Source organism: Pseudoduganella plicata (assembly GCF_004421005.1).
Classification (GTDB): domain Bacteria; phylum Pseudomonadota; class Gammaproteobacteria; order Burkholderiales; family Burkholderiaceae_D; genus Rugamonas; species Rugamonas plicata.
Window position 1 is genome coordinate 1,475,399 of the sequence record NZ_CP038026.1, and the last position, 19,209, is coordinate 1,494,607.

The 19,209-nt window shown below is 64.4% G+C and carries 12 protein-coding genes; 3 read left to right on the plus strand and 9 right to left on the minus strand.

The window, feature by feature from the left end:
* Position 1 precedes the first annotated feature (1 nt).
* Both E1742_RS06375 and E1742_RS06380 read right to left on the minus strand, forming a co-directional pair.
* A complete protein-coding gene (locus E1742_RS06375) occupies positions 2-3,100 on the minus strand; it encodes a TonB-dependent receptor (protein WP_134384061.1) in 3,099 nt (1,032 codons plus the stop codon).
* 354 nt (positions 3,101-3,454) lie between these two features.
* Positions 3,455-3,841 carry a cupin domain-containing protein gene (locus E1742_RS06380; protein WP_134384062.1) on the minus strand — a complete coding sequence of 129 codons (387 nt, stop codon included), beginning with the start codon at positions 3,839-3,841 and terminating at the stop codon, positions 3,455-3,457.
* 266 nt (positions 3,842-4,107) lie between these two features.
* On the opposite strand from E1742_RS06380, the gene E1742_RS06385 reads away from it, so the two are divergent.
* Together E1742_RS06385 and E1742_RS06390 are read left to right on the plus strand one after the other, a co-directional pair.
* On the plus strand, positions 4,108-5,010 hold the full coding sequence (locus E1742_RS06385; RefSeq protein WP_134384063.1) for an alpha/beta fold hydrolase: 903 nt from the start codon (positions 4,108-4,110) through the stop codon (positions 5,008-5,010).
* A gap of 183 nt (positions 5,011-5,193) precedes the next feature.
* Complete coding sequence (locus tag E1742_RS06390; protein WP_229466576.1) at positions 5,194-5,907, plus strand: YoaK family protein; 714 nt, start codon at positions 5,194-5,196, stop codon at positions 5,905-5,907.
* Between the two features lie 33 nt (positions 5,908-5,940).
* Here E1742_RS06390 and E1742_RS06395 read toward each other — a convergent pair whose 3' ends face one another.
* Together E1742_RS06395 and E1742_RS06400 are read right to left on the minus strand one after the other, a co-directional pair.
* Entirely contained in the window at positions 5,941-6,528 is a 588-nt protein-coding gene (locus E1742_RS06395; protein WP_134384064.1) for a TMEM175 family protein, read from the minus strand.
* Positions 6,529-6,728: 200 nt separating this feature from the next.
* On the minus strand, positions 6,729-7,853 hold the full coding sequence (locus E1742_RS06400) for an ATP-binding protein (protein WP_229466578.1): 1,125 nt from the start codon (positions 7,851-7,853) through the stop codon (positions 6,729-6,731).
* A 357-nt stretch (positions 7,854-8,210) separates the two neighbouring features.
* On the opposite strand from E1742_RS06400, the gene E1742_RS06405 reads away from it, so the two are divergent.
* Positions 8,211-8,420, plus strand: coding sequence for a cold-shock protein (locus E1742_RS06405; protein WP_134384066.1), 210 nt, complete (start codon positions 8,211-8,213; stop codon positions 8,418-8,420).
* Between the two features lie 237 nt (positions 8,421-8,657).
* Here the strand turns inward: E1742_RS06405 and E1742_RS06410 are convergent, their stop codons facing one another.
* From E1742_RS06410 to E1742_RS06430, 5 genes are read right to left on the minus strand one after another with little or no spacing between them, the layout of a single operon-like run.
* Positions 8,658-9,410, minus strand: coding sequence for a ThuA domain-containing protein (locus E1742_RS06410; protein ID WP_134384067.1), 753 nt, complete (start codon positions 9,408-9,410; stop codon positions 8,658-8,660).
* Positions 9,407-11,593, minus strand: coding sequence for a beta-glucosidase family protein (locus tag E1742_RS06415; RefSeq protein WP_206076735.1), 2,187 nt, complete (start codon positions 11,591-11,593; stop codon positions 9,407-9,409). The genes E1742_RS06410 and E1742_RS06415 overlap by 4 nt, the downstream gene beginning before the upstream one ends.
* 11 nt (positions 11,594-11,604) lie before the next feature.
* Positions 11,605-14,469 (minus strand): glycoside hydrolase family 31 protein, encoded by a 2,865-nt coding sequence (locus tag E1742_RS06420; protein ID WP_229466580.1) that lies wholly within the window; start codon positions 14,467-14,469, stop codon positions 11,605-11,607.
* 29 nt (positions 14,470-14,498) lie between these two features.
* Positions 14,499-16,148 carry a GH35 family beta-galactosidase gene (locus tag E1742_RS06425; RefSeq protein WP_134384070.1) on the minus strand — a complete coding sequence of 550 codons (1,650 nt, stop codon included), beginning with the start codon at positions 16,146-16,148 and terminating at the stop codon, positions 14,499-14,501.
* A gap of 7 nt (positions 16,149-16,155) precedes the next feature.
* Positions 16,156-19,182, minus strand: coding sequence for a TonB-dependent receptor (locus E1742_RS06430; protein WP_134384071.1), 3,027 nt, complete (start codon positions 19,180-19,182; stop codon positions 16,156-16,158).
* Positions 19,183-19,209 lie beyond the last annotated feature (27 nt).

The window sequence follows — 19,209 nt, forward strand, 5'->3', positions numbered from 1 at the left end:
CTCAGAACTTCATCCGCAGGCCGAGCGCGAAGGTACGGCCCGGGTCGTATTGCGACATCGTCGCGTTGGCAAACTGGAAGTAGCCGCGGCGCTTGGCCTTGTTCAGGTTGACGATGTCGAATGTCAGCATCGGCAGGCCATCGCGCTCAAAAATGCGGTCCAGTTCAAAGCTGGACGAGAAGTCCAGCTGCTTGTAGTCGTCGCCGTACAGCGCAGCGGCCGTGATGCCGCTCTGGTTGGCCGTCGCCACCTGGCTGCCCTGCGAGTACGTATGCGCCAGGCGCACCATATAGCCGTTGTTCTCGTAGTAGACGCCGAAGTTGTTGGTCTTCTTCGGTACGCCCAGCGCGATGAAGCCGCTGCTGCCCTCGCCGCTTGCACGCTGGTTGATCAGCGTGAGCGTCTCGTTGAAGCCGAAGCCGCGCCACGGCAGCCATTTGTCGAGCGGCTGCACCCAGCCCAGTTCCAGGCCGCGGATGCGCAGGATGCCGTCCGCATTGCGCGGGCGCGTCATCACGACGGTGGCGTTTTCCGGACCGCCGCGCGAATCGATCGCCAGCTGCTGCGCCGGGATCAAGGTGCCGTAGTTGATGCCGTATTGCGCCAGCGCGGAAAACGGCATCGAGATGTTCTCGTTGACGGTGAAGCCGTTGACCCGCTTCTGGAACGCCGTCACGGAAATATAGCCCTCGCGGCCCGTGTACCAGTCCAGGCCCAGGTCGATATTGTCCGACAGGTAGGGCGTCAGGCCCGGATTGCCCATCGTGCCCACGTCCGCCGACACGCCGGAGAAGTTGATGCCGGGGCGCAGCGCGTTCGGATCGACGCGCGTCATGCTGCGCGACGCGGCGGCGCGGAACACGATGTCCTTGCGCACGTCAACCGCCACCGTGGCCGAAGGCAGCGTGTTGCTGTAGTCCGTGTCCTGGTAGACCCACTGGCTGATGTTCGGGTACTTGCTGCCGTTCAGGGTCAGGCTGGCGTTGCGCGGATCGCTGACGGAATTGAGCGAACCCACCTGCTGGTTGGTGCGGATGTAGCGCACACCCGCGTTCCAGCGCAGCGGGAAGCCCGCCAGTGCCGCTTCGCCGCTGGCCTCGAAGTACACAGCCTTGGCCTTCTCGCGGATGTAACCGGCGCTGGCGCCCGTGGACGACGCCCCCGAATCCGGTGCCGTGCTGTTGTAGTAGTCGAAGTTGGAGTCCTGGCGGAAGCGGTCCCAGTCCAGCGCCAGCCGTCCGTACGGGCCCGGCACGAGGTAGCTGCCCAGCGCGCCGACGGGAATCAGCGAGCCCTGGTACGTCAGCGGCGCGTTCTGGCCGGCCGTGTAGCCGGTGCCGTAGCCCGGATACAGCGCGGCGGCGCTGGCGCCTGGCGTGCTGGCGCCGTCGCACGGCGGCGCGCCGTTCGGCCCTTGCAGGAACACGGTCGGGTTGTTGCCGCAGACGGCCGCCTGCCAGGCCGCCGAGTTGTCCTGCGCGCGGATGGTGCGGTCGATATCGTCCCAGGCGAAGCCGCCCTTGATGGCCAGCTTCTTGTCGCCCCACGCAAGGTTCGTATGGAAGCCCTTGGTTTCCGTTTCGCGCAGCTCGTTCTGGATATTGACCCTCCCGCCCGTCCACACGTAGCTGGCCGGATTGTTCAGGTCCAGACTCGCTTCGATCGACGGCACGCCGCCGCCGTTCGCGTACGTGATCGTGTTGCCGCTGTTGGGCGCCGTGATGGGCATGACCGTCGGCGCCTCGTGGCGGAAGCGGCTGCGGTTCCAGTTGGCCTGCGCGTCGAACGTCAGGTTCGGCGCGATCTTCCATTCCATGCCCGGATTGATGCCCAGCAGGTCGACCTTGTCGCGGCGCGGGCCGAACTCGATGAAGTTGAGGGCATTGGCGAACGTGCCGGACGTGACGACACAGCCGTTGGCGCAGTCCTCGCGGTCCACCCCCATGTTGAGCGGGATCGACGCATTGTTGCGCACCGCCCACGTGTAGGCGTTACGCTGCATGTCGTCGTCCTTCTTGCTGTACATCGTGTCCAGGTAGAAGTGCAAGCTCTCCGTCGGGCGGTATTCGGCCGAGAACACCGTCGATATCTTGTCGCGGGTGCCGTAATACTCCATCGAGCGGCCCAGGCGCGGCACGATCGCGTTGTCGATCTGGCCGATCGACAGGCCGGGATTGTGCGACAGCAGGAAGGCCTGGTCGATGGCCGTGCCGGGCACGAGGCCGTTGCCGGCGTTGATGGGCACCGTGGCGGGGATGGTCCAGTTGCCGCCGCCCGTGTTGTTGCGCGTCGGCGAGCTGCTTTGCCCTGTCGTCAGGTTCGGGTTGGTCCAGCCCACCGTCTCGAAGCCGCGCGTGCGCGCTTCCTGGCGCGAGAACGAGATGCCGCCCAGGATGCCGAACTTGCCGCCCCACGTCTGGCTCCCCAGCACCGAGCCGCGTGCGCCCGCCTTGTCGGCGATCTGCTGCTTCGTGCCCGTGAGGCTGACGGACAGCTGGCGGCCTTCCTTGTCGAACGGGCGCGCGCTGCGCAGGTTGACGACGCCGGCGGCCCCCCCTTCGATCATCCCGGCCGTCGGGCTCTTGCTGACGGTGAGCTTGGTGAACAGGTCGGTCGGCAGCAGGTCGAGGTCTACCTCGCGGTTCGTGTTGGCACCATCGATCGGACCGGACGAGGCCACGGCGATGGGCGAGTTGTTCAGCAGGATCTTGGTAAAGCTCGAGCCCAGGCCGCGAATCTGGATCGTCATGCCCTCGCCCGTCACGTCGCGCCCCACCTGCACGCCCGGCACGCGGCTCAGCGACTCGGCGATATTCTTGTCCGGGAACTTGCCGAAGTCCTCGGCGTTGATGGAATCCTGGAAGCCGACGGCCTCTTTCTTGTCCTTGGCCGATGACAGCAGGCTGTTGCGGTAGCCCGTGACCCTGACTGTCTGCACGCTGCCGGTAGGGTCCACGGCGGCGGCAGTATTGGTAGCGGTACCGTTGATGGGCGAAATTTCCTGGCCGTAGGCCTGGGCGACCAGGCCTGCCATCACGGTCAGGCCGAACAAGACGCGACGACGGGGACGCGCAGCGCCCGCACGATGGATCTGCAACATGGTTGTCTCCTGTTTTTTTATGCGATGTCAGCGCTCCTCCGTGTGGACCTTCGGTAGCGCAGCGATTTCGAGTGTAGGAGTGGGTAAATACAAAGTCAACATTAATTAACATCAAATGTTATGCGCAACCATTGGCGCAAAACGCCTGATGTGTGGTGCCATTTCGACGGTTGAGCGACGGACGGCAACAGGCAGATTGCGAGGCGGGAACGAGGATCAGGCGGGGTTGATGCATGCAACCACGGGCATCGGTGTACCCGTGGGGTGAAGCGTTGTTAAAACCGCACAGGCGCTTTCAACGTCGGGGCCGGCAACTTTCCGCGGATCGCGGCCAGGTGCCTCGCCCCGGTTTTTTCAGTGGCCGTGCTGGGCTTCGTATTCGTCCGCTTCGGCTTTGGTCAGGTGGACGGTGCCGTCCGGGTGCTCCGGCGGAGTGTACAGCGTGTACAGGTGCAGCAGCTCGGCATCGGACGTGTTGATGACGTTGTGCGTGGTGCCGGCCGGGATGATGACGGCAACGCCGTCTTCCAGCTTGTGCTTCTCGCCGTCGAGGATCGCCACGCCGTGGCCGGACTCCACGCGGATGAACTGGTCGTGCCCTTCATGGCGTTCTTCGCCGATTTCGTCGCCCGGCTGCAGCGCCATGACGACCAGCTGGCTGCGCTCGGTGGTGTACAGCACATTGCGGTAAGTAGTGTTGGCCAACGTTTTTTGTTCGAGGTTGATACTGTAACCAGACATGGGAACTCCCTGCATAGAATTGAAGTTGAACTTGTAACAGCGTCTTTGTACCACAGCGGCGCCACTCGCGTCGCCGCAAGCCGCGCGATGCCACCGATGGGGACCCCGCGGTACGGCCATGCAGGAGGGCGCTGGCTATCTCTTTTGCGGGAAGCGCAGCCACTGCGTGATACCGCAACCTTTGCCCCGCGCGGCTACCTACCCGGACGGGGGAGCGCCGCCCCGCCCTTCCGCCCCGTAGACGGTCGGCACCGTCGTTACCGACAATGACTGCATGGCGACGGTGCCCCGCCGACGCCGGCTCCCCCTCCCGTCACCTGAAAGGACATTCCATGACCACCCGCACCATCAATACCGTTACCGCCCGCGACGGCACGCTGATCCGCTACACCGACTGGGGCGACGGTCCTGTCGTCGTCTTCAGCCACGGCTGGCCGCTGCAGGGCGACGCCTGGGAAGACCAGATGATGTTCCTGGCCGAGCATGGCTACCGCGTCATCGCGCACGATCGCCGCGGCCATGGCCTGTCCAGCAAACCCTGGCACGGCAACGACATGAACACGTATGCGGACGACCTGGCCACGCTGCTGGACGCGCTCGACATCACGGGGGCCATGCTGGTCGGTCACTCGACGGGCGGCGGCGAGGTGGCGCGCTACATCGGCCGCCACGGCACCAACCGCGTCAACCGCGCCGTGCTGGTGGGCGCCGTCACGCCGCAGATGTTGAAGGGCCCGAACAATCCGGAAGGCGTGCCGATGGAAGTCTTCGACGGCATCCGCGCCGGCGTGCAGGCCGACCGCGCCCAGTTCTTCAAGGACCTGACGCTGCCGTTCTACGGCTACAACCGCGAAGGCGCCAAGGAATCGGCAGGCGTGCGCGAGACCTTCTGGCTGCAGGGCATGCAGTGCAGCATCCGCAGCGCCTATGCCTGCATCAAGCAGTTCTCGGAAACGGACTTCACGGAAGACCTGAAGAAGATGACGATACCAACGCTCGTCGTGCACGGCGACGATGACCAGATCGTGCCGATCGCCGCCACGGCCCGTCGCGCCGTCGAGTTCCTGCCGCAAGGCCGCCTGGTCGTCTACGAAGGCGCGCCACACGGTCTGCCGACGACGCACAAGGACAGGCTGAACGCGGAACTGCTGGCGTTCCTGAAGTCCTGAGACAAACGGCCGAGGCCGTGACAGCGTTTGCCACCGCGGGGTCAGGCACGAAAACTGTCACGGCCTGAACCGTATGCGCGGCTTTCGGGTCGTCTTTGCTCAGCACGTGACAGTGTCGGTGCCTGACCCCGATGTTGTCACGGACTGGGCAGTTTGATTTCTTACTTCCAAAGGATCGTCGCAATGATGATGAAACCCGGCGACCTGTTCCTCGGCGTTACCCTGGCCGCGCTGGCCGGCTATGTCGACACGGCCGGCTTTGTCGGCCTGTTCGGCCTGTTTACCGCCCACGTGACGGGTAACTTTGTCCTGATCGGCACGGAGCTGGGGCACCCCGGCGAAGGCGTGCTGCTGCTGAAATTCCTTGCATTTCCTTCTTTTGCCGCCGGCGTGATCGGCGCGCGGCTGCTGGGCAACGCCTGCGAACGGCGTGGTGTGAACGCCATCCGCCCGCTGCTGCTGTCGCAGCTGGTGCTGCTGGCGGGCTTCGCGGTCGCCGCCATCATCGGCAGCCCGCCGCTCGATCCGGGCGCACCGATCGTGCTGGCGGCCGGCATGCTGGGTGCCGCCGCGATGGGCATCCATAACGCGGCCGGCAAGCTGGTATTTGCCCGCATCGCGCCCACCACCGTCATGACGGGCAACGTCACCGAACTGCTGATCAACGTGACGGACTGCCTGACGGGACACGGCACGCCGGCCGTACGGGAAAAGCTGGCGAAGTTTGGCTGGCCGATGATGGCGTTCGCGCTGGGCTGCATCATGGGCGGCTTCGGTTTCCGCACCGCCGGCTTCTGGTGCCTGCTGCTGCCGGTCGCCACGCTGGCCGTGCTGACGCTGTTGTCCTGGCCGGCGCCAGAGGCTTCCGTGCCGCCGACGCCTGAGCAGGCCGTATGATACGTCGCGCGGGGCGGGACGTCGCCCCGCGCATCAGCCGCCCTGGTCGGCCCGCATGCGGCTCTCGATCCGCCGGTCGGGAACGAACCACATCAGCGCCACGCCGAAGTAGACGGCAAACCCCAGCCAGGGGTGGACGAAGGCCAGCGCCACGCCCAGCGCATACAGCACCAGTGACGCCCTGCCCTTCATGTCGGACCCGATGGCGCGCGCCAGCGCCTCGTTCTCCCGCTGGTGCCGCGTCAGGAAACGCACCAGGACCATATACGCCACGGAACTCATGAACAGGATTACCCCGTACGCTGCAACGGGCAACGTGGCAAAGTGGTTCTCGCCCATCCAGCCCGTGACGAAGGGGATCAGCGAGAGCCAGAACAGCAGGTGCAGATTGGCCCACAGCACGCCGCCGCTGACGCTGCGCACGGCGTGCAGCAGGTGATGGTGGTTGTTCCAGTAGATGCCCACATAGGCGAAGCTGAGCACATAACTGAGCATCACAGGCCCCAGCGGCGCCAGGGCATCGATGGTGACGCCGTGCGGTACCTTCAGTTCCAGAACCATGATCGTAATGATGATGGCGATGACGCCGTCGCTGAACGCCTCAAGGCGGGTTTTGCCCACGTTTTCTCCTGTCGAATGTCCCGCCATTCGGGTCGCGCGGGACCGCCGCCGGGCGGGCACGCGGCGCTGTCGCGATGGTAGCTTGGCGCGGTTACCGCCGCCATCCCCTATTGAAGGGATCGGCCGCGGCATGTACCGCTACCTGCTGCGGGACACAGGCAGAGAAAGGAGGATGACGGCGCCGCGCACCGGCGCCCGGATCAGCCCTCGCCCGGGGCGCCGAAGCCCCGTGGCAGCCGCGGCATCGTCAGCGTGAAGGTGGTTCCCGCCTGCGCGCTCGATGTCACCTCGACGCGGCCGCCATGCGACTGCACGATCTCGCGCGAGATGAACAGGCCGATCCCGAGACTGGTGCGTTCCGTATAGTCCGCGCTGACACTGGCAGCAATGCGCACCATCGGATCGAAAATACTGCCCAACTTTTCGGCTGGAATGGTCCGGCCCCGGTTGTTGACGGATATGACGATATCGGTATCGCTGCCGCTTGCCCGCACCGTGACTGCCGTATCGTGTTGCCCGTACTGGATCGCGTTGCCGATCAGGTTTGACAGCACCTGGGCGATGCGGCTTTCGTCGAAGATCGCGTCGAGCTGGGGGGGCACGTGCAGATCGATGATCTGTTCCGGATGGAACGTGCGCAGCTCATTGACGACCAGCTCGCAGACCTCCACTACGCTGCACTGCTTGACGCGGATCGGTATGCCCGGGCCCAGGTGAGTTCGCGTGAAGTCGATCAGATCGTTGATCAGCTTGCTCATGCGCTTGGCGCTGTTGAACATGCGCGTGGCCACCAGCACGTATTTCGACGCGATGTCGGTTGCCTGCATCAGGAACGTCGAGCCGCTGACGACGGTGCCCAGCGGGTTGCGCAGGTCGTGTCCAAGGATCGCCAGGAACATGTTCTGCGACTGCTTGACCATGTACTCGTAACGCGCCACCGATTCCGCCAGCGCCTGGTCGATCGCCTCGTTGAAGCGGGTGACGTCGGCCAGCTCCGTGCGGTGGCCTTCCGGGGTTGCCGCGACCCACTGCGTCAGCACGCTGGCGCGCAGCGCCCGGTATTCGGACACCAGCTGCACGACCGTATAACCGGACAGCAGGCGTGCCTCCGCATGGGTTTCGGCCGGCGTATCGTCGCTGCCGCGCTTGCCCAGGCCTTTCGACTTGGCCGCGCTTTCCTGCTCGGACTGGGGCCGCTCCAGATCGCGGGCAATCGCGTGCAGCATCTGCTTCGCGTGGTCGCGCAGTTCGGTATCGTCCATCGTCAGCGCCGGCGGTTCGATCGTGCGCGCGAAATCCTCCCATGCCTGAAGAATGGATTCCATATTGTCACTGATGAAGCCGGCAAGGCGATGTTGTGTCATGTATTGTGCAATCCTGTAATACCCGAGTCCGCGAAAGTCACATCGAAAGGGTGTCGGCCATCCTAGCAGCTATTGTCCGGCGCATCGGTTCATTTACGCTGCGCCGGCCGAATTGAAACAAATACGAAATGTTTAGGTGAATTCGCGAAACCGCTGTATATTTCCCCCTGCACTACATCAAGTCGTCGTTATTGTTGGTCTTTCTCTCCCGTCTCGCTGTGTTACCGCCGCGGTCCTGTTTGATGTCCTCCGTTACATCCCCTCTTGGTCGAAAGTGCATTTCGAGCGATTTTGCTCATGCAAACTAAAGGAAATTACATGACTACTCAAACCGGCACCGTAAAATGGTTCAACGACGCTAAAGGCTTCGGCTTCATCACCCCGGACGCTGGCGGCGCCGACCTGTTCGCCCACTTCGGCGATATCCAGTCGGAAGGTTTCAAGAGCCTGTCGGAAAACCAGCGCGTGTCGTTTGTCCGCTCGACTGGCCCTAAGGGCGAAAAAGCCGGTAATATCTGCGCAATCTAATACCGGTTTCGATTCGGCCTGCACCATGCAGATAGCATGGGCGGTGTCGGATGGAAATTAAAAAGCCCGCCAAATTGGCGGGCTTTTTGCTTTGACGCCTGATCCAGCGCCGCTGAGCTATCCATCAAACGCTTCCCTAATCAGACGGGACTCGACATCTAGTCGAGGTCTGGCCTTGTCGGATTTTGAAGTGCCCTTTGTCGAAGCTGGCGAGAGCCATCTCCTACTGGAATTGGTTCACAATATGCCCCGGCCGGTGGCGGCCCAGTAAATGCCGCCAAACAGGTGATGACGGAACACGGCATCGCCATATGTTGCCGGCAGATGTCCCAGCGCCGTGTAGAACGAGCGCCCGCCGTCGAAGTGCTGATACCAGCTGACCGGATGGAAGCTGCCCATGCCGCGCCCCGCCTTGCCCGGCCACTGCGTCTCGGGCTTGTAAGTGCTTTCATCCACCGTCAGCAGGTAGCGCAGCGTGGACGAACGCGCCGGGCCGAACTCGTACCACTCCTCGGTCGCATAGCTGCGCGGCGCGAAGCGCTCCATGCCGGGGAAGGTGGCGTCGCGCACCTGCAGCACGGCCGTCTGCACGGCCGGATGGACGTGGAACATATGGCCGACCAGCCGCGTGTACCACGGCCAGTCGTATTCGGTGTCGGCGGCGCTGTGGATGCCGACGTAGCCGCCGCCGGCACGGATGTAGCGCTCGAACGCCCCCTGCTGGACGTCGTTCAGCACGTCGCCAGTCGTCGACAGGAATACGACGGCCTGGTATTTCGCCAGCTCCTTGTCGTTGAAGACGCGGTGAGGATCCTCCGTCCAGAACACGTCGAAATCGTGCAGCCGTCCCAGCTCCCGGATGGCGGTCACCCCGGCATGGATCGACTCATGATGCCAGCCGGCCGTTTTCGAGAACACGAGGACATTGAACTGAGCCGCCTGGGCCAGGCTACCCGCGCACAACAGGCCGGCGACGGCAAGCGCCTTCATCGCTGCAGCGCCACAGGAATCGTGGCCGCGCCCACCTTCGCCGTTGCCCGCGCCACCGGCGCATCGGACGCGGTAGCCAGGGTGAAGGTGTACTGCCCCGGCGCGACCTTCCACGCGCCCGCTTTGGTCGAGTAGACGGCCAGCATCCGTGCCGGCACCGTCACGCTGACCTTGCGCGCCTCGCCCGGCTGCAGCAGCACCTTGCCCCAGCCCGCCAGGCGGCGTGGCGCCTCCCAGCCGGCCGCCGCACCGGCGCTGGCATACACCTGCGGCACCGCATAGCCGGCGCGCGCGCCCGTGTTCTTCACCGTAAAGTCGACGATGACGTCACCCCTGGCGGCGGCGCGCGCGGCCAGCCCGTCGAACGCGAACGTCGTGTAGGACAGGCCATGACCGAATGCGAACAGCGGCTTGTGGCCCTTCCTGTCGAACCACTTGTAGCCGACGGCGGCGCCTTCGATGTTGTAGTCGGTCGATACGCGAGCCTTGGGATCCTTGTTGCCATCGATCCGTGGCCGCGGCAGTTGCGCTTCCGATGCCGGGAACGTGGCCGGCAGGCGGCCGGCTGCATCCACTTCGCCCGTCAGCACGCGCGCGATGGCTTCGCCGCCAGCCGTCCCCGGATACCATGCCGCCAGCACGGCACCGGCCTTGTCCACCCAGGGCATCGTCACCGGCCCGCCCGTTTCCAGCACGACGACGGTGCGCCGGTTGGCACTGGCGACGGCGTCGATCAGCGCGTCCTGGTTGTCCGGCAGCGACAGCGACGGCACGTCGAAGCTCTCCGCCGTCCACTGCGTGCCGAACACGATGGCGACGTCGCTCTGCGCCGCCAGCTTCGCCGCCGCCGCCACGTCCTTGCCGTCGTGGTAGACGACCTTCGCTTTCATGCGCGCGGCCAGCGCCTTCATCGGCGAGGACGGATACCAGACGATCGGGCCGGGGAAGCTTTTCGGTCCTTCGCCCTTGACGGCGCTGCCGCCGACGGGGTGCACCTGCGCCGCGCCGCCGCCGGAAATCACCCCCACGTCCGCATGGCCGCCGATGACGGCGATCGTGCGGACATCCTGCGCCAGCGGCAGCAGGTTGCCGCCATTCTTCAGCAGCACCATACCCTCTTCCGCGCCGCGCTGCGTGATCTTCGCGTGTGCCGCGAAGTCGATCTTCTCCGGCTCCACGACGGGCACCGGATTGTCCAGCAGCCCGTTGGCGGCCATCGCCCACAGGATCCGCCGCGCCATGTCGTCCAGCCGCGCCTGCGGCACGTGGCCGTTGTCCACCGCCTCGCGCAGCGCCGGGCCGAAGTATGGCGAAGCGTCGAACGGCCAGCCGGACTGCTGGTCCAGGCCCGCGTTGGCGGCCGGGATCGTCGAGTGCACGGCGCCCCAGTCCGACATCACGTAGCCTTTATAACCCCAGTCGCGCTTGAGCACCTTGTTCAGCAGGTAGTCGCTCTCGCATGCATACGCGCCGTTGACGCGGTTGTACGCGCACATGACGGAACCGGGATTGCCCTTTTCGGTGGCGATCTGCAGCGCCAGCAGGTCGGACATGCGTCCGGCGGCATCGTCGATCTTCACGTCGACGGTCATGCGGTTGGTTTCCTGGTCGTTGAAGGCGAAGTGCTTCAACGTCGAGACGATGCCGTTCGACTGGATGCCGCGGATCTGTTCTCCCGTCATCCAGCCCGCCAGCAGCGGGTCCTCGCCGCCGTACTCGAAGTTGCGGCCGTTGCGCGGTTCGCGCATCAGGTTGACGGAACCGGCCAGCAGCACGTTATGGCCGGACAGCCGGGCCTCCTTGCCGATCATGGCGCCCGCCTCATATGCCAGCTGGCGGTTCCACGTGGCCGCCGTGGCGAGGCCGGAAGGCAGCGCCGTGCGGCCGCGCGGTTCCGGCGACGGTTGCGTCGCCACGCCAATCCCGGCATCGGTCTGGTGCTGCGGCGGGATCTTCAGGCGCTCCACGCCGTGAATGAAGCCGGCCGTGTAGTTGATGCCCTCCTTCGGGCGTGCGACGCCGTTGAAGTCCGTGGAAAAATATCCGAACACGAGACGCAGCTTGTCTTCCTGCGTCATCTGCGCCACCAGCGCGCTGGCGCGCTGCTCTGGATCCGTCACCTGGGCCCCGGCGCCGGCGGCGAACAATACCGTCAGCGCGCAGGCGAGCCGTTTTACTCTCATGCGTTGCATCCTCACAGTTTTACAGAGACGGCCTTGCCGTCGTAGGTCACTTCCTTGTCGGCCGTGTCGAGCGTATCGGCGGACGATACACCCGGCTTGACGAAGTGCACGCGGAACGTGCGCTTCCCGACCATCCCTTTGTACTTGCCTTCGCGCGCACCAATCGACAGCGTGCCGCTGCGGTCGTCGTAACGCAACGCGATGCGCGTGAACTCGCCGCGGCGGTAGGCTTCCGAGACGCCGTCGTCTTCGTACAGGCTGAACTCACCGTTCGCGCCCGTGTAGACCTTGACCGTCACCGGCGCATCCGGCTTCTCGTCGACGTATTGCGTCACGGGGCCCATCGGCACGATGGCGCCGGCCTTGACCAGCAGCGGCATCTGTGTTTCCGGCGCCTTGACGACGATCGTCTTGCCGCCCTCATGACGCTCGCCCGTGAAGTAGTCGTACCACGCGGCGCCTTTCGGCAGGTAGACGCTGCGCTCGCGCGCACCGTATTCATATACAGGCGCCACCAGCATCGAACGGCCGAACAGGTACGCGTCGCGGATGTCCTTGACCTTGTCGTCATTCGGGAAGTCCATCACTAGGCCGCGCATGATCGAGCCGTTGTTGAAGTGCGTGTCCGATGCCGTCGCGTAGATGTAGGGCATCAGGCGGTAGCGCAGCTTCAGGTACCAGATCATCGAGTCGCGCATCGGCGAACCTTCCGGCGCGATGTTGTAGATCTCGCGCTTGACCACTTCGCCGTGCGAGCGGAACAGCGGCGAGAACGCGCCGAACTGGAACCAGCGCAGGTTCATTTCCTGCCACTCGCGGATGTCTTCCGGCTTTGCCGTGCTGCCATCTACGCGGCGGTTCTCCTGCGCCGAGCCCAGTTCGCCCGTCTGGAAACGCGTCTCCTGCGCATAGCCGCCGATATCGTGCGTCCACATCGGCAAGCCGGACAGGGACGCCTGCACGCCCGCCGAGATCTGGTCGTACAGATTGTTCCACCGACCCACCGTATCGCCGCTCCAGATGGCAACCGCGTTGCGCTGCACGCCGGCGAAACCGGAACGCGACAGGATGAACTGGCGGGTATCGGGCTGATCGCGCTTCAGGTGGTCGTGGAAGCCCTGCGTGTGCGCCAGGCTGTATGTATTGAACGTGACCTCGCCGGGACCGTAGACGGTCGGGCCGATCAGCTTCTTGAAGTCCTCCAGGCGCGAGTTCGACAGCACGTCCGGTTCCGTATTGTCCATCCACCAGGCGTCGATGCCCAGGTCGACCAGTTTCGTCTTCAGCTGGCGATAGTAGATGTCGCGCGCCTTTTCCGTGTACGGGTCGTAGTGGCTGTTCTTGTAGCCGGGTCCGACCCAATCGAGGTCGCCGTTCTCCACGTTCTTGGTCCACATGCCGCCGGCCGCCTGCAGCTCCTTGTAGTTGTCCGTATTGGCGTAGAACTTGCCCCAGATCGAGAACATGATGTGGGCGTTCTGACGGTGCACCTCGTCCACCATGCCTTTCGGGTCGGGAAAACGCTTCTTGTCGAAGTCATGCGAACCCCAGCCGTTTTCCGGCCAGTAGAACCAGTCCTGCACGATATTATCCAGTGGCCAGCCGCGCTGGCGGTACTGCCTGACCGTGTCCAGCAGTTGTTCCTGCGTCTCGTAGCGCTGGCGCGACTGCCAGAAGCCGAACGCCCACTTCGGCATCATCGGCTGTTCGCCCGTCAGCGTGCGGTAGCCGCCGATGACGCTGTCGATGCTGGTGCCGCGGATGACGTAGTAATTGATCGCCTCGGCCACCTCGGACGACAAGGTCAGCGAATGGCGCTCGGGCGCTGGCAGCGGATCGTTGTGGGTAACGGCGATCATGCCGCCTTCGGGTTTCCAGTCCAGGTGGAACCTGACCGGTTTGTCGGCTGTGAAGTCGATGTCGAAGTTGTGGTACCACGGGTTCCAGCCCTGGCGCCAGACATCCAGCACCTTCTTGCCGTCGATCGTCAGGGTGGCGTAGTCGGACGAGTACAGCTGCATCTTGTGGCGGCCCGGTTTCGACGACGCCAGCGTCCCTTCCCACACCACGCGCACGTTCTTCAGCGCTTTCAGCGGGCCAAGTTCCTTCGGCCAGAACTCGGCGACGTCCTTCAGGTACTGGTAGCGCAGGTCGTCTTCGCGGCGCGTGAGGGCGAGCTTGTCGCCGATGTAGTAGCGCGCCGTCAGTGCACCCGGCTTGCCGTCGGCGTCCGTCAGCTGCAGGTCGCGCTTCATCGGGCCATACGGACGGGCGTCGCCGAAGCGCGAAATGCCGTTGTTGTCCCACAGGACGCCGTAGTTCTTGTCCGAGACGACGAACGGCACGGCGATGTCCATATTGTGCTGCTGCAGGAGCACGTCCTCGCCGTTCAGGTTCATCTGGCCGTTCTGGTGCTGGCCGGTGCCGTAGAACGCGTCCTTCGTGCCGTGGTTGAAGCCCTGCTTGACCGTGACGAACGCCTTGCCTTCCAGGTTAACGGGTGCGATGCTCTCGCTGTCCTGCTTCAGGAAGACCGGACCTTTCGGATCGGCGAATTGCACCTGGCCGTCGGCCAACGAAACGGTGGCGACGACGTTCCTCGTCGTCAGCGCGACCGCGTTGCCCGTCTTCTTGACGTCGAAGCGGCACGCGCATGGCCTGGCGATCGTCATCATCGATGGCGTGAGCTGCTTGCCGGCCTGATCGACCTTGACGACGTGAACGATATTGTCCGCCATGACCTCCAGGCGGATTTCCTTCGCCGCGCCGCTGTCGGGCGTGATCGCGACGCCGGTGGCGGTCTGCTGGAACGTGCCGGCCCACGCCTGGCCGCATGCCATCGCCAGGGTGGCGCATGCCAGGCTGATTGTCTTCATCTGCATTGTCTGTTGTCCCCGTATCGTTATCAATATGTACCCAGCCTCACGCGCAGCACCGTCGGTCGCGCCATGAAATTGAGGCCGTAGTCGGTCTGGTCGCCATTCCAGTTGCGTTCCATGGTCCAGCGGCCCTTGTCGTCGAACTGCCCTTCTTCCACGCGCGCATAGGCCGAAGGCTTGCCGGCATTGCTGCCGGCCCCCTCGAACTTGATGCGGGCATGCTGGCCGACGACAACGAACTCGTTGTCACCGATCTGCGCGACGGCCACGCCGCCGTTGGGCGACTCGGTTCCGGCCGGCTTGTCCTGGATATGCTTGAAGTACTGCGCTTCGCCGAACTGCCACTCGCGGAACGACACGGTGGCCTTCCAGTTGCGCAGCGCGATCGTCTGGGGTGCCCGGTCGTCGCCTTCGGCCACGCCATGCGTGCGGCCCTCGAACGCCCACTGGGCCCACTGCCGCATCATTGGCCGGAACACGTTGTAGATAGTGCCGAACGGCGCCACCATCGAGCGGTCCGTGGCCTTGGAACCGAGCGGGAAGTTGCTGTAGTCGGCGTAATCGATGCCGAACGGCGCAAAGCCGATGCCGCCGCGTCCCAGCACGGCGAACGCATAGCGCGGGTAGGCCGTCGAGTTGCCTATCTCGGGCACGAACAGCGCGTTGTCGGGACGGTGGAATTTGTCCAGCGTGGCCGCCACCTTGTTCGACGCCGGCTCGTAGATGTCCGGCCCCGCCACGTCGATATGCGGCGCGGCAGCCTTGTAGATGCCGATGACGTCATACGTCGGGCCGCCGCTGGCGAAGTTCTTCTTCCACGGCGCCAGCGGCTCGACCGCATCGCGCAGCGCGTTGTTGACAAACATGGGCAGATCGTAGACGGCACGTCCGGCCTTGGCAATTTCCTCGATATAGCTGGCGATCGCATACGTATGGAAATACTGTTCGGCATAGTCGCCGTAGACCTGCTGCCAGGTGCCGCTGGCCGCGCCCTTGACGGGCGCCTTCTGCTGCTTCAGCACCGCGGCTGGCACGGCCTGGGCGAACGCCTTCTGCGCCGTGGGGCTGTAGTCGCGCGCATAGCCGTAGGTGCCGACCTCGTTCTGCACCTGCATCATGATGACGGTATGTTGCTCGCCGTCAATCTTCTTCAGGTGCGTCATCAGTTCGACGAATGCCTTGCGGTCCGCCTTCAGCGTTTCCGTACCGTGCGGCGAGAGGCAGTAGATCGGCTTGCCGTCTTTGTCCACCATGCGCGGGAAGCGGCTGTTGTTGAACTTGACCCATTCCGGCACATAGCTCGGCCCCGTGTTCTTCCACGTGCCGAACCACAGCAGTACCAGGCGCACATTGCGCTCGCGCGCCTGCTGCACCAGCGTGTCGACGTAGCTGAAGTCGAACCTGCCCTCGACGGGCTCGATCTGCTCCCACGCCACGGGTATCTCCAGCGTGTTGGCATTCGCATCGGCCACCGCGGCCCACACCTTCGGCAACGCCGCCACGTAATTGCTGGAGTTGTGCGCCTGCGCGCCCAGCATCACGTATGGCGCGCCATCCACCATCAGCGCGTGGCGGCCGTCTTTCGTGACGAGCCGCGGCAGTTCCGCGGCCAGCGCCGCGGACCCGCATGCCGCCGCGACGGCGAGGCAGACAAGTGTTCTCGCAAACGTTTTCATAAGCGCCTCAGAAAGAGTAGCGTACTTGCGCGGTATAGCGCGGGCCGGAAACGAACCATGCGCGGCCCATCATGCCGATCCCCTGCTGCATCAGCTGCTTGGCCTTGGCGTCCGTCAGGTTCTGCGCCTCCACGCCGATCGACGTGCGTTCGTTGATCTGATACGACAGCGATGCATCGAGCTGCCCGTAGTCGTCCGCCCACAGCGGCAGCGCCCAGCCCACATTGTGCTGGCCGAACGTCGGGCTGGCCGGATTGGTATCGGTGCCGTCGCCGCCGCGCGTGCCGTTGACGTTGATGCCCTGCAGATTCTTCGATCGCCAGCTCCACGCGGCGCGCGCCGACCACGGCCCCTTGTCGTACAGGATTGCCACGTTATACGAGTTGCGCGACAGGTATTGGAGCGGCAGGTTGCCGAAGCCGCGGCCATCCGTGTCGCAGCCGTTCTGGTTCAGGTTCAGGTTTGCCGCCGTGTTACCGCCCGAGCAGTAGGCCGAGAACGTCGGATTGTACGGCTTCGTGCTGCTGTCCACGAACGTGTAGTTGACCTGCACGCCCAGGCCGGACAGAGCGCCCGGCAGCTTGTCGAAATACTGCTGGTAGGCGATCTCCACGCCGGTGGCGCGTCCGCGGGCGCCGTTCACAGGCCCCGTCACGGTAAAGTTCTGCAACGTGCCGTTGACGTCCGGGATCTGGTAGTCGTATGACTGCTGGACGATGACGTCCTTCAGGCGTTTGTTGAACAGCGCGACGGTGACGGAGCTGGCGCGGCCGAAGTACCACTCTGCCGTCAGGTCCACCTGCGTGGCCGTCGTGGGACGCAGCAGCGGATTGCCCTTGCCCTCGCCCGTCAGGGTCATGCTGTTGATGACCGTGTGGCGTTCCGGCAGAAAGTTGGTCAGCTTGATGTCCTGCGTCAGCGTCGCGTAGCCCTGCAGGTCCTTGAAGTCGGGGCGCGAAATCGCTTTCGACATCGCAAAGCGGAATTGCAGGTCGTCACGCGCCTTCATGCGCAGGTTCAGGCTTGGCAGTACGTTGTGGTACGAGTTGCCATAGGCCTGGTCCGCCGAGAAGGCCGGGATCGTCGGCACGGCCGGTCCCGACACGGTATGGCCGGGCGGGATGGTAACGGTCGGCGGCGTGAAGACCGTGTAGCCGCGCGCTTCCATTTCCGTCTTCACGTAGCGCACCCCCACATTGCCGTCCACCGGATACTTCCAGTTGTCGAAGCCGAAGCGCAGCTGGCCGAACATCGCCTTGGTCTTTTCCGACTGCTCGTTGATGCCGGCCGGATTGCCCCCGAATTTCGCCGGGCTCCACGTGGCGCAGTTCTGCGTCTGGCCGGTGGCAGCGGCGCGCTCGGCGCAGAGGATATTGTGGAATTCGTGCAGCGCGGCGTACGAGTTGGGGAAGCCGGTCGCCCACGACGTGTCGGGGAACACCAGCGACGGCACGTTGGCTTTGCCGTTGAAGAAGTTGTTGAACGTCGTCAGGTGCGTGGCGCCGGAGAAGCGCGGATCTGCCAGCCAGGCAAGGTTGTTGATGTTGTTCCCCAGCTGCCAGGTCTGCGAGATCGGCGACCAGTTATAGTCCGGATTGGACGTCTCGTTGAGCGAGTCGCGTTTGGTGAGGCGCACGCCGAAGCGCAGGTCGCGCAGCACCGGATGATCGAAGGTGTATTTGGCGTCACCCTTCCATGCCTTCGATACCGCCTCGCTGCGGTCCAGGTGTTCCTGCGTGAACGCCCAGTAGTAGCTGTTCGGGTTCGCCAGGTAGGCGCGCTGCGCATCGGTGAACATCAGATTCGGCACGTTGCCGGACAGGTCGATCTGCTGCTCGGGCATCTGCAAGCCGGTCGCCACGGTCGAATCGAGGCCGTGGGTTCTGGCCTTGATGCGCTGCAGGTCGGAAGTAAACGACCAGCGGTCGTTGGCGCGCCACGTCACGTTCCACGAGATATCCGTGGTGTCGGACTTGCGGTTGGCGATACGGGTGTCGTCGCCGAAGTTGATGCCCGGGTCGACGCGGTCGAACATCGTGCCCGTCACGAACGCGCCAGTCGGGCTGTAGGTGGCGCCTGGACGGATGCCGATGTTGTACGGGTTCGACGCGGCAAACAGTGCCTGCTCGTCCCACTGCATCTGGTACTTCGACTTGAAATACGTCAGGTGCGAGCGCAGGTCGGCGTTGGCCTTCCATTGCAGCGCGCCGTACATGCCCTGGCGCTTGCGATCGAAGTTCAGCGTACGCCATTGCGTGCCTTTCGGCACCCAGACCGTCCTGCCAGGTTCGATGTCGTCACGTGGAAAGTACGGCTCGACCTGGAAGCCGTCCGTGCGGGTGCCGCTTTCCGAGTAGGCATAATCGAACAGCGCGCCGACTTCGCCGATGCCGGTCTTCCAGCGGTTCGACAGCATCACGGAGCCCGATGGCGACCACTTGCCCTTCCTCAGTTCCGAGTAAGTGGACTGGGCCGAAATACCCACCTTTGAACCCTTGAAGTCGAACGGCAGCGCCGTGCGCAGGTTGACCAGGCCGCCGATGCCGCCTTCGATCTGTTCGGCCGACGGGTTCTTGTAGACGTCCAGCCCGGCCATCAGTTCGGGCGGCACGTCCTCGAAGTTCAGCGAGCGGCCGCCGTTGGCGGAGAACGAGTCGCGGCCGTTCAGTTCCGAGCGCACCATCGACAGCCCGCGGATGGAGACGCCCGAGCCCTCCACCGAATAGTGTTCCGGGTCGCCGCGGCTCATCGTGCGGTCGATGGTGACGCCGACGACGCGCTGCAGCACTTCCGTCACGGAGCGGTCCGGCAGCTTGCCGATATCCTCGGCCACGATGGAATCGACGATCTCGTCGGAGTCCTGCTTGATCTTCTGCGCCGATTCGATCGAGCCGCGCTGGCCCGTGACGACGACGGTGACGGGGGCATCGGCGCCCTGGCCTGCCTGGGTGGTCTGGGCGTGGACTGCGTGCGACGACATCAGTGCGATCTGCGCGGCAGCCAGCGCGATCGCATTCAGCTTGAACTGTTTCAAAGCGTCTCCTCGTTTTATTCGGTACGA

Bases quoted from the DNA above. Each gene is read 5' to 3' on its own strand.
- E1742_RS06375 (WP_134384061.1), bottom strand. From the start codon at position 3,100: ATGTTGCAGATCCATCGTGCGGGCGCTGCGCGTCCCCGTCGTCGCGTC.
- E1742_RS06380 (WP_134384062.1), bottom strand. From the start codon at position 3,841: ATGTCTGGTTACAGTATCAACCTCGAACAAAAAACGTTGGCCAACACT.
- E1742_RS06385 (WP_134384063.1), top strand. From the start codon at position 4,108: ATGACTGCATGGCGACGGTGCCCCGCCGACGCCGGCTCCCCCTCCCGT.
- E1742_RS06390 (WP_229466576.1), top strand. From the start codon at position 5,194: ATGATGATGAAACCCGGCGACCTGTTCCTCGGCGTTACCCTGGCCGCG.
- E1742_RS06400 (WP_229466578.1), bottom strand. From the start codon at position 7,853: ATGGAATCCATTCTTCAGGCATGGGAGGATTTCGCGCGCACGATCGAA.
- E1742_RS06405 (WP_134384066.1), top strand. From the start codon at position 8,211: ATGACTACTCAAACCGGCACCGTAAAATGGTTCAACGACGCTAAAGGC.
- E1742_RS06410 (WP_134384067.1), bottom strand. From the start codon at position 9,410: ATGAAGGCGCTTGCCGTCGCCGGCCTGTTGTGCGCGGGTAGCCTGGCC.
- E1742_RS06415 (WP_206076735.1), bottom strand. From the start codon at position 11,593: ATGAGAGTAAAACGGCTCGCCTGCGCGCTGACGGTATTGTTCGCCGCC.
- E1742_RS06420 (WP_229466580.1), bottom strand. From the start codon at position 14,469: ATGAAGACAATCAGCCTGGCATGCGCCACCCTGGCGATGGCATGCGGC.
- E1742_RS06425 (WP_134384070.1), bottom strand. From the start codon at position 16,148: ATGAAAACGTTTGCGAGAACACTTGTCTGCCTCGCCGTCGCGGCGGCA.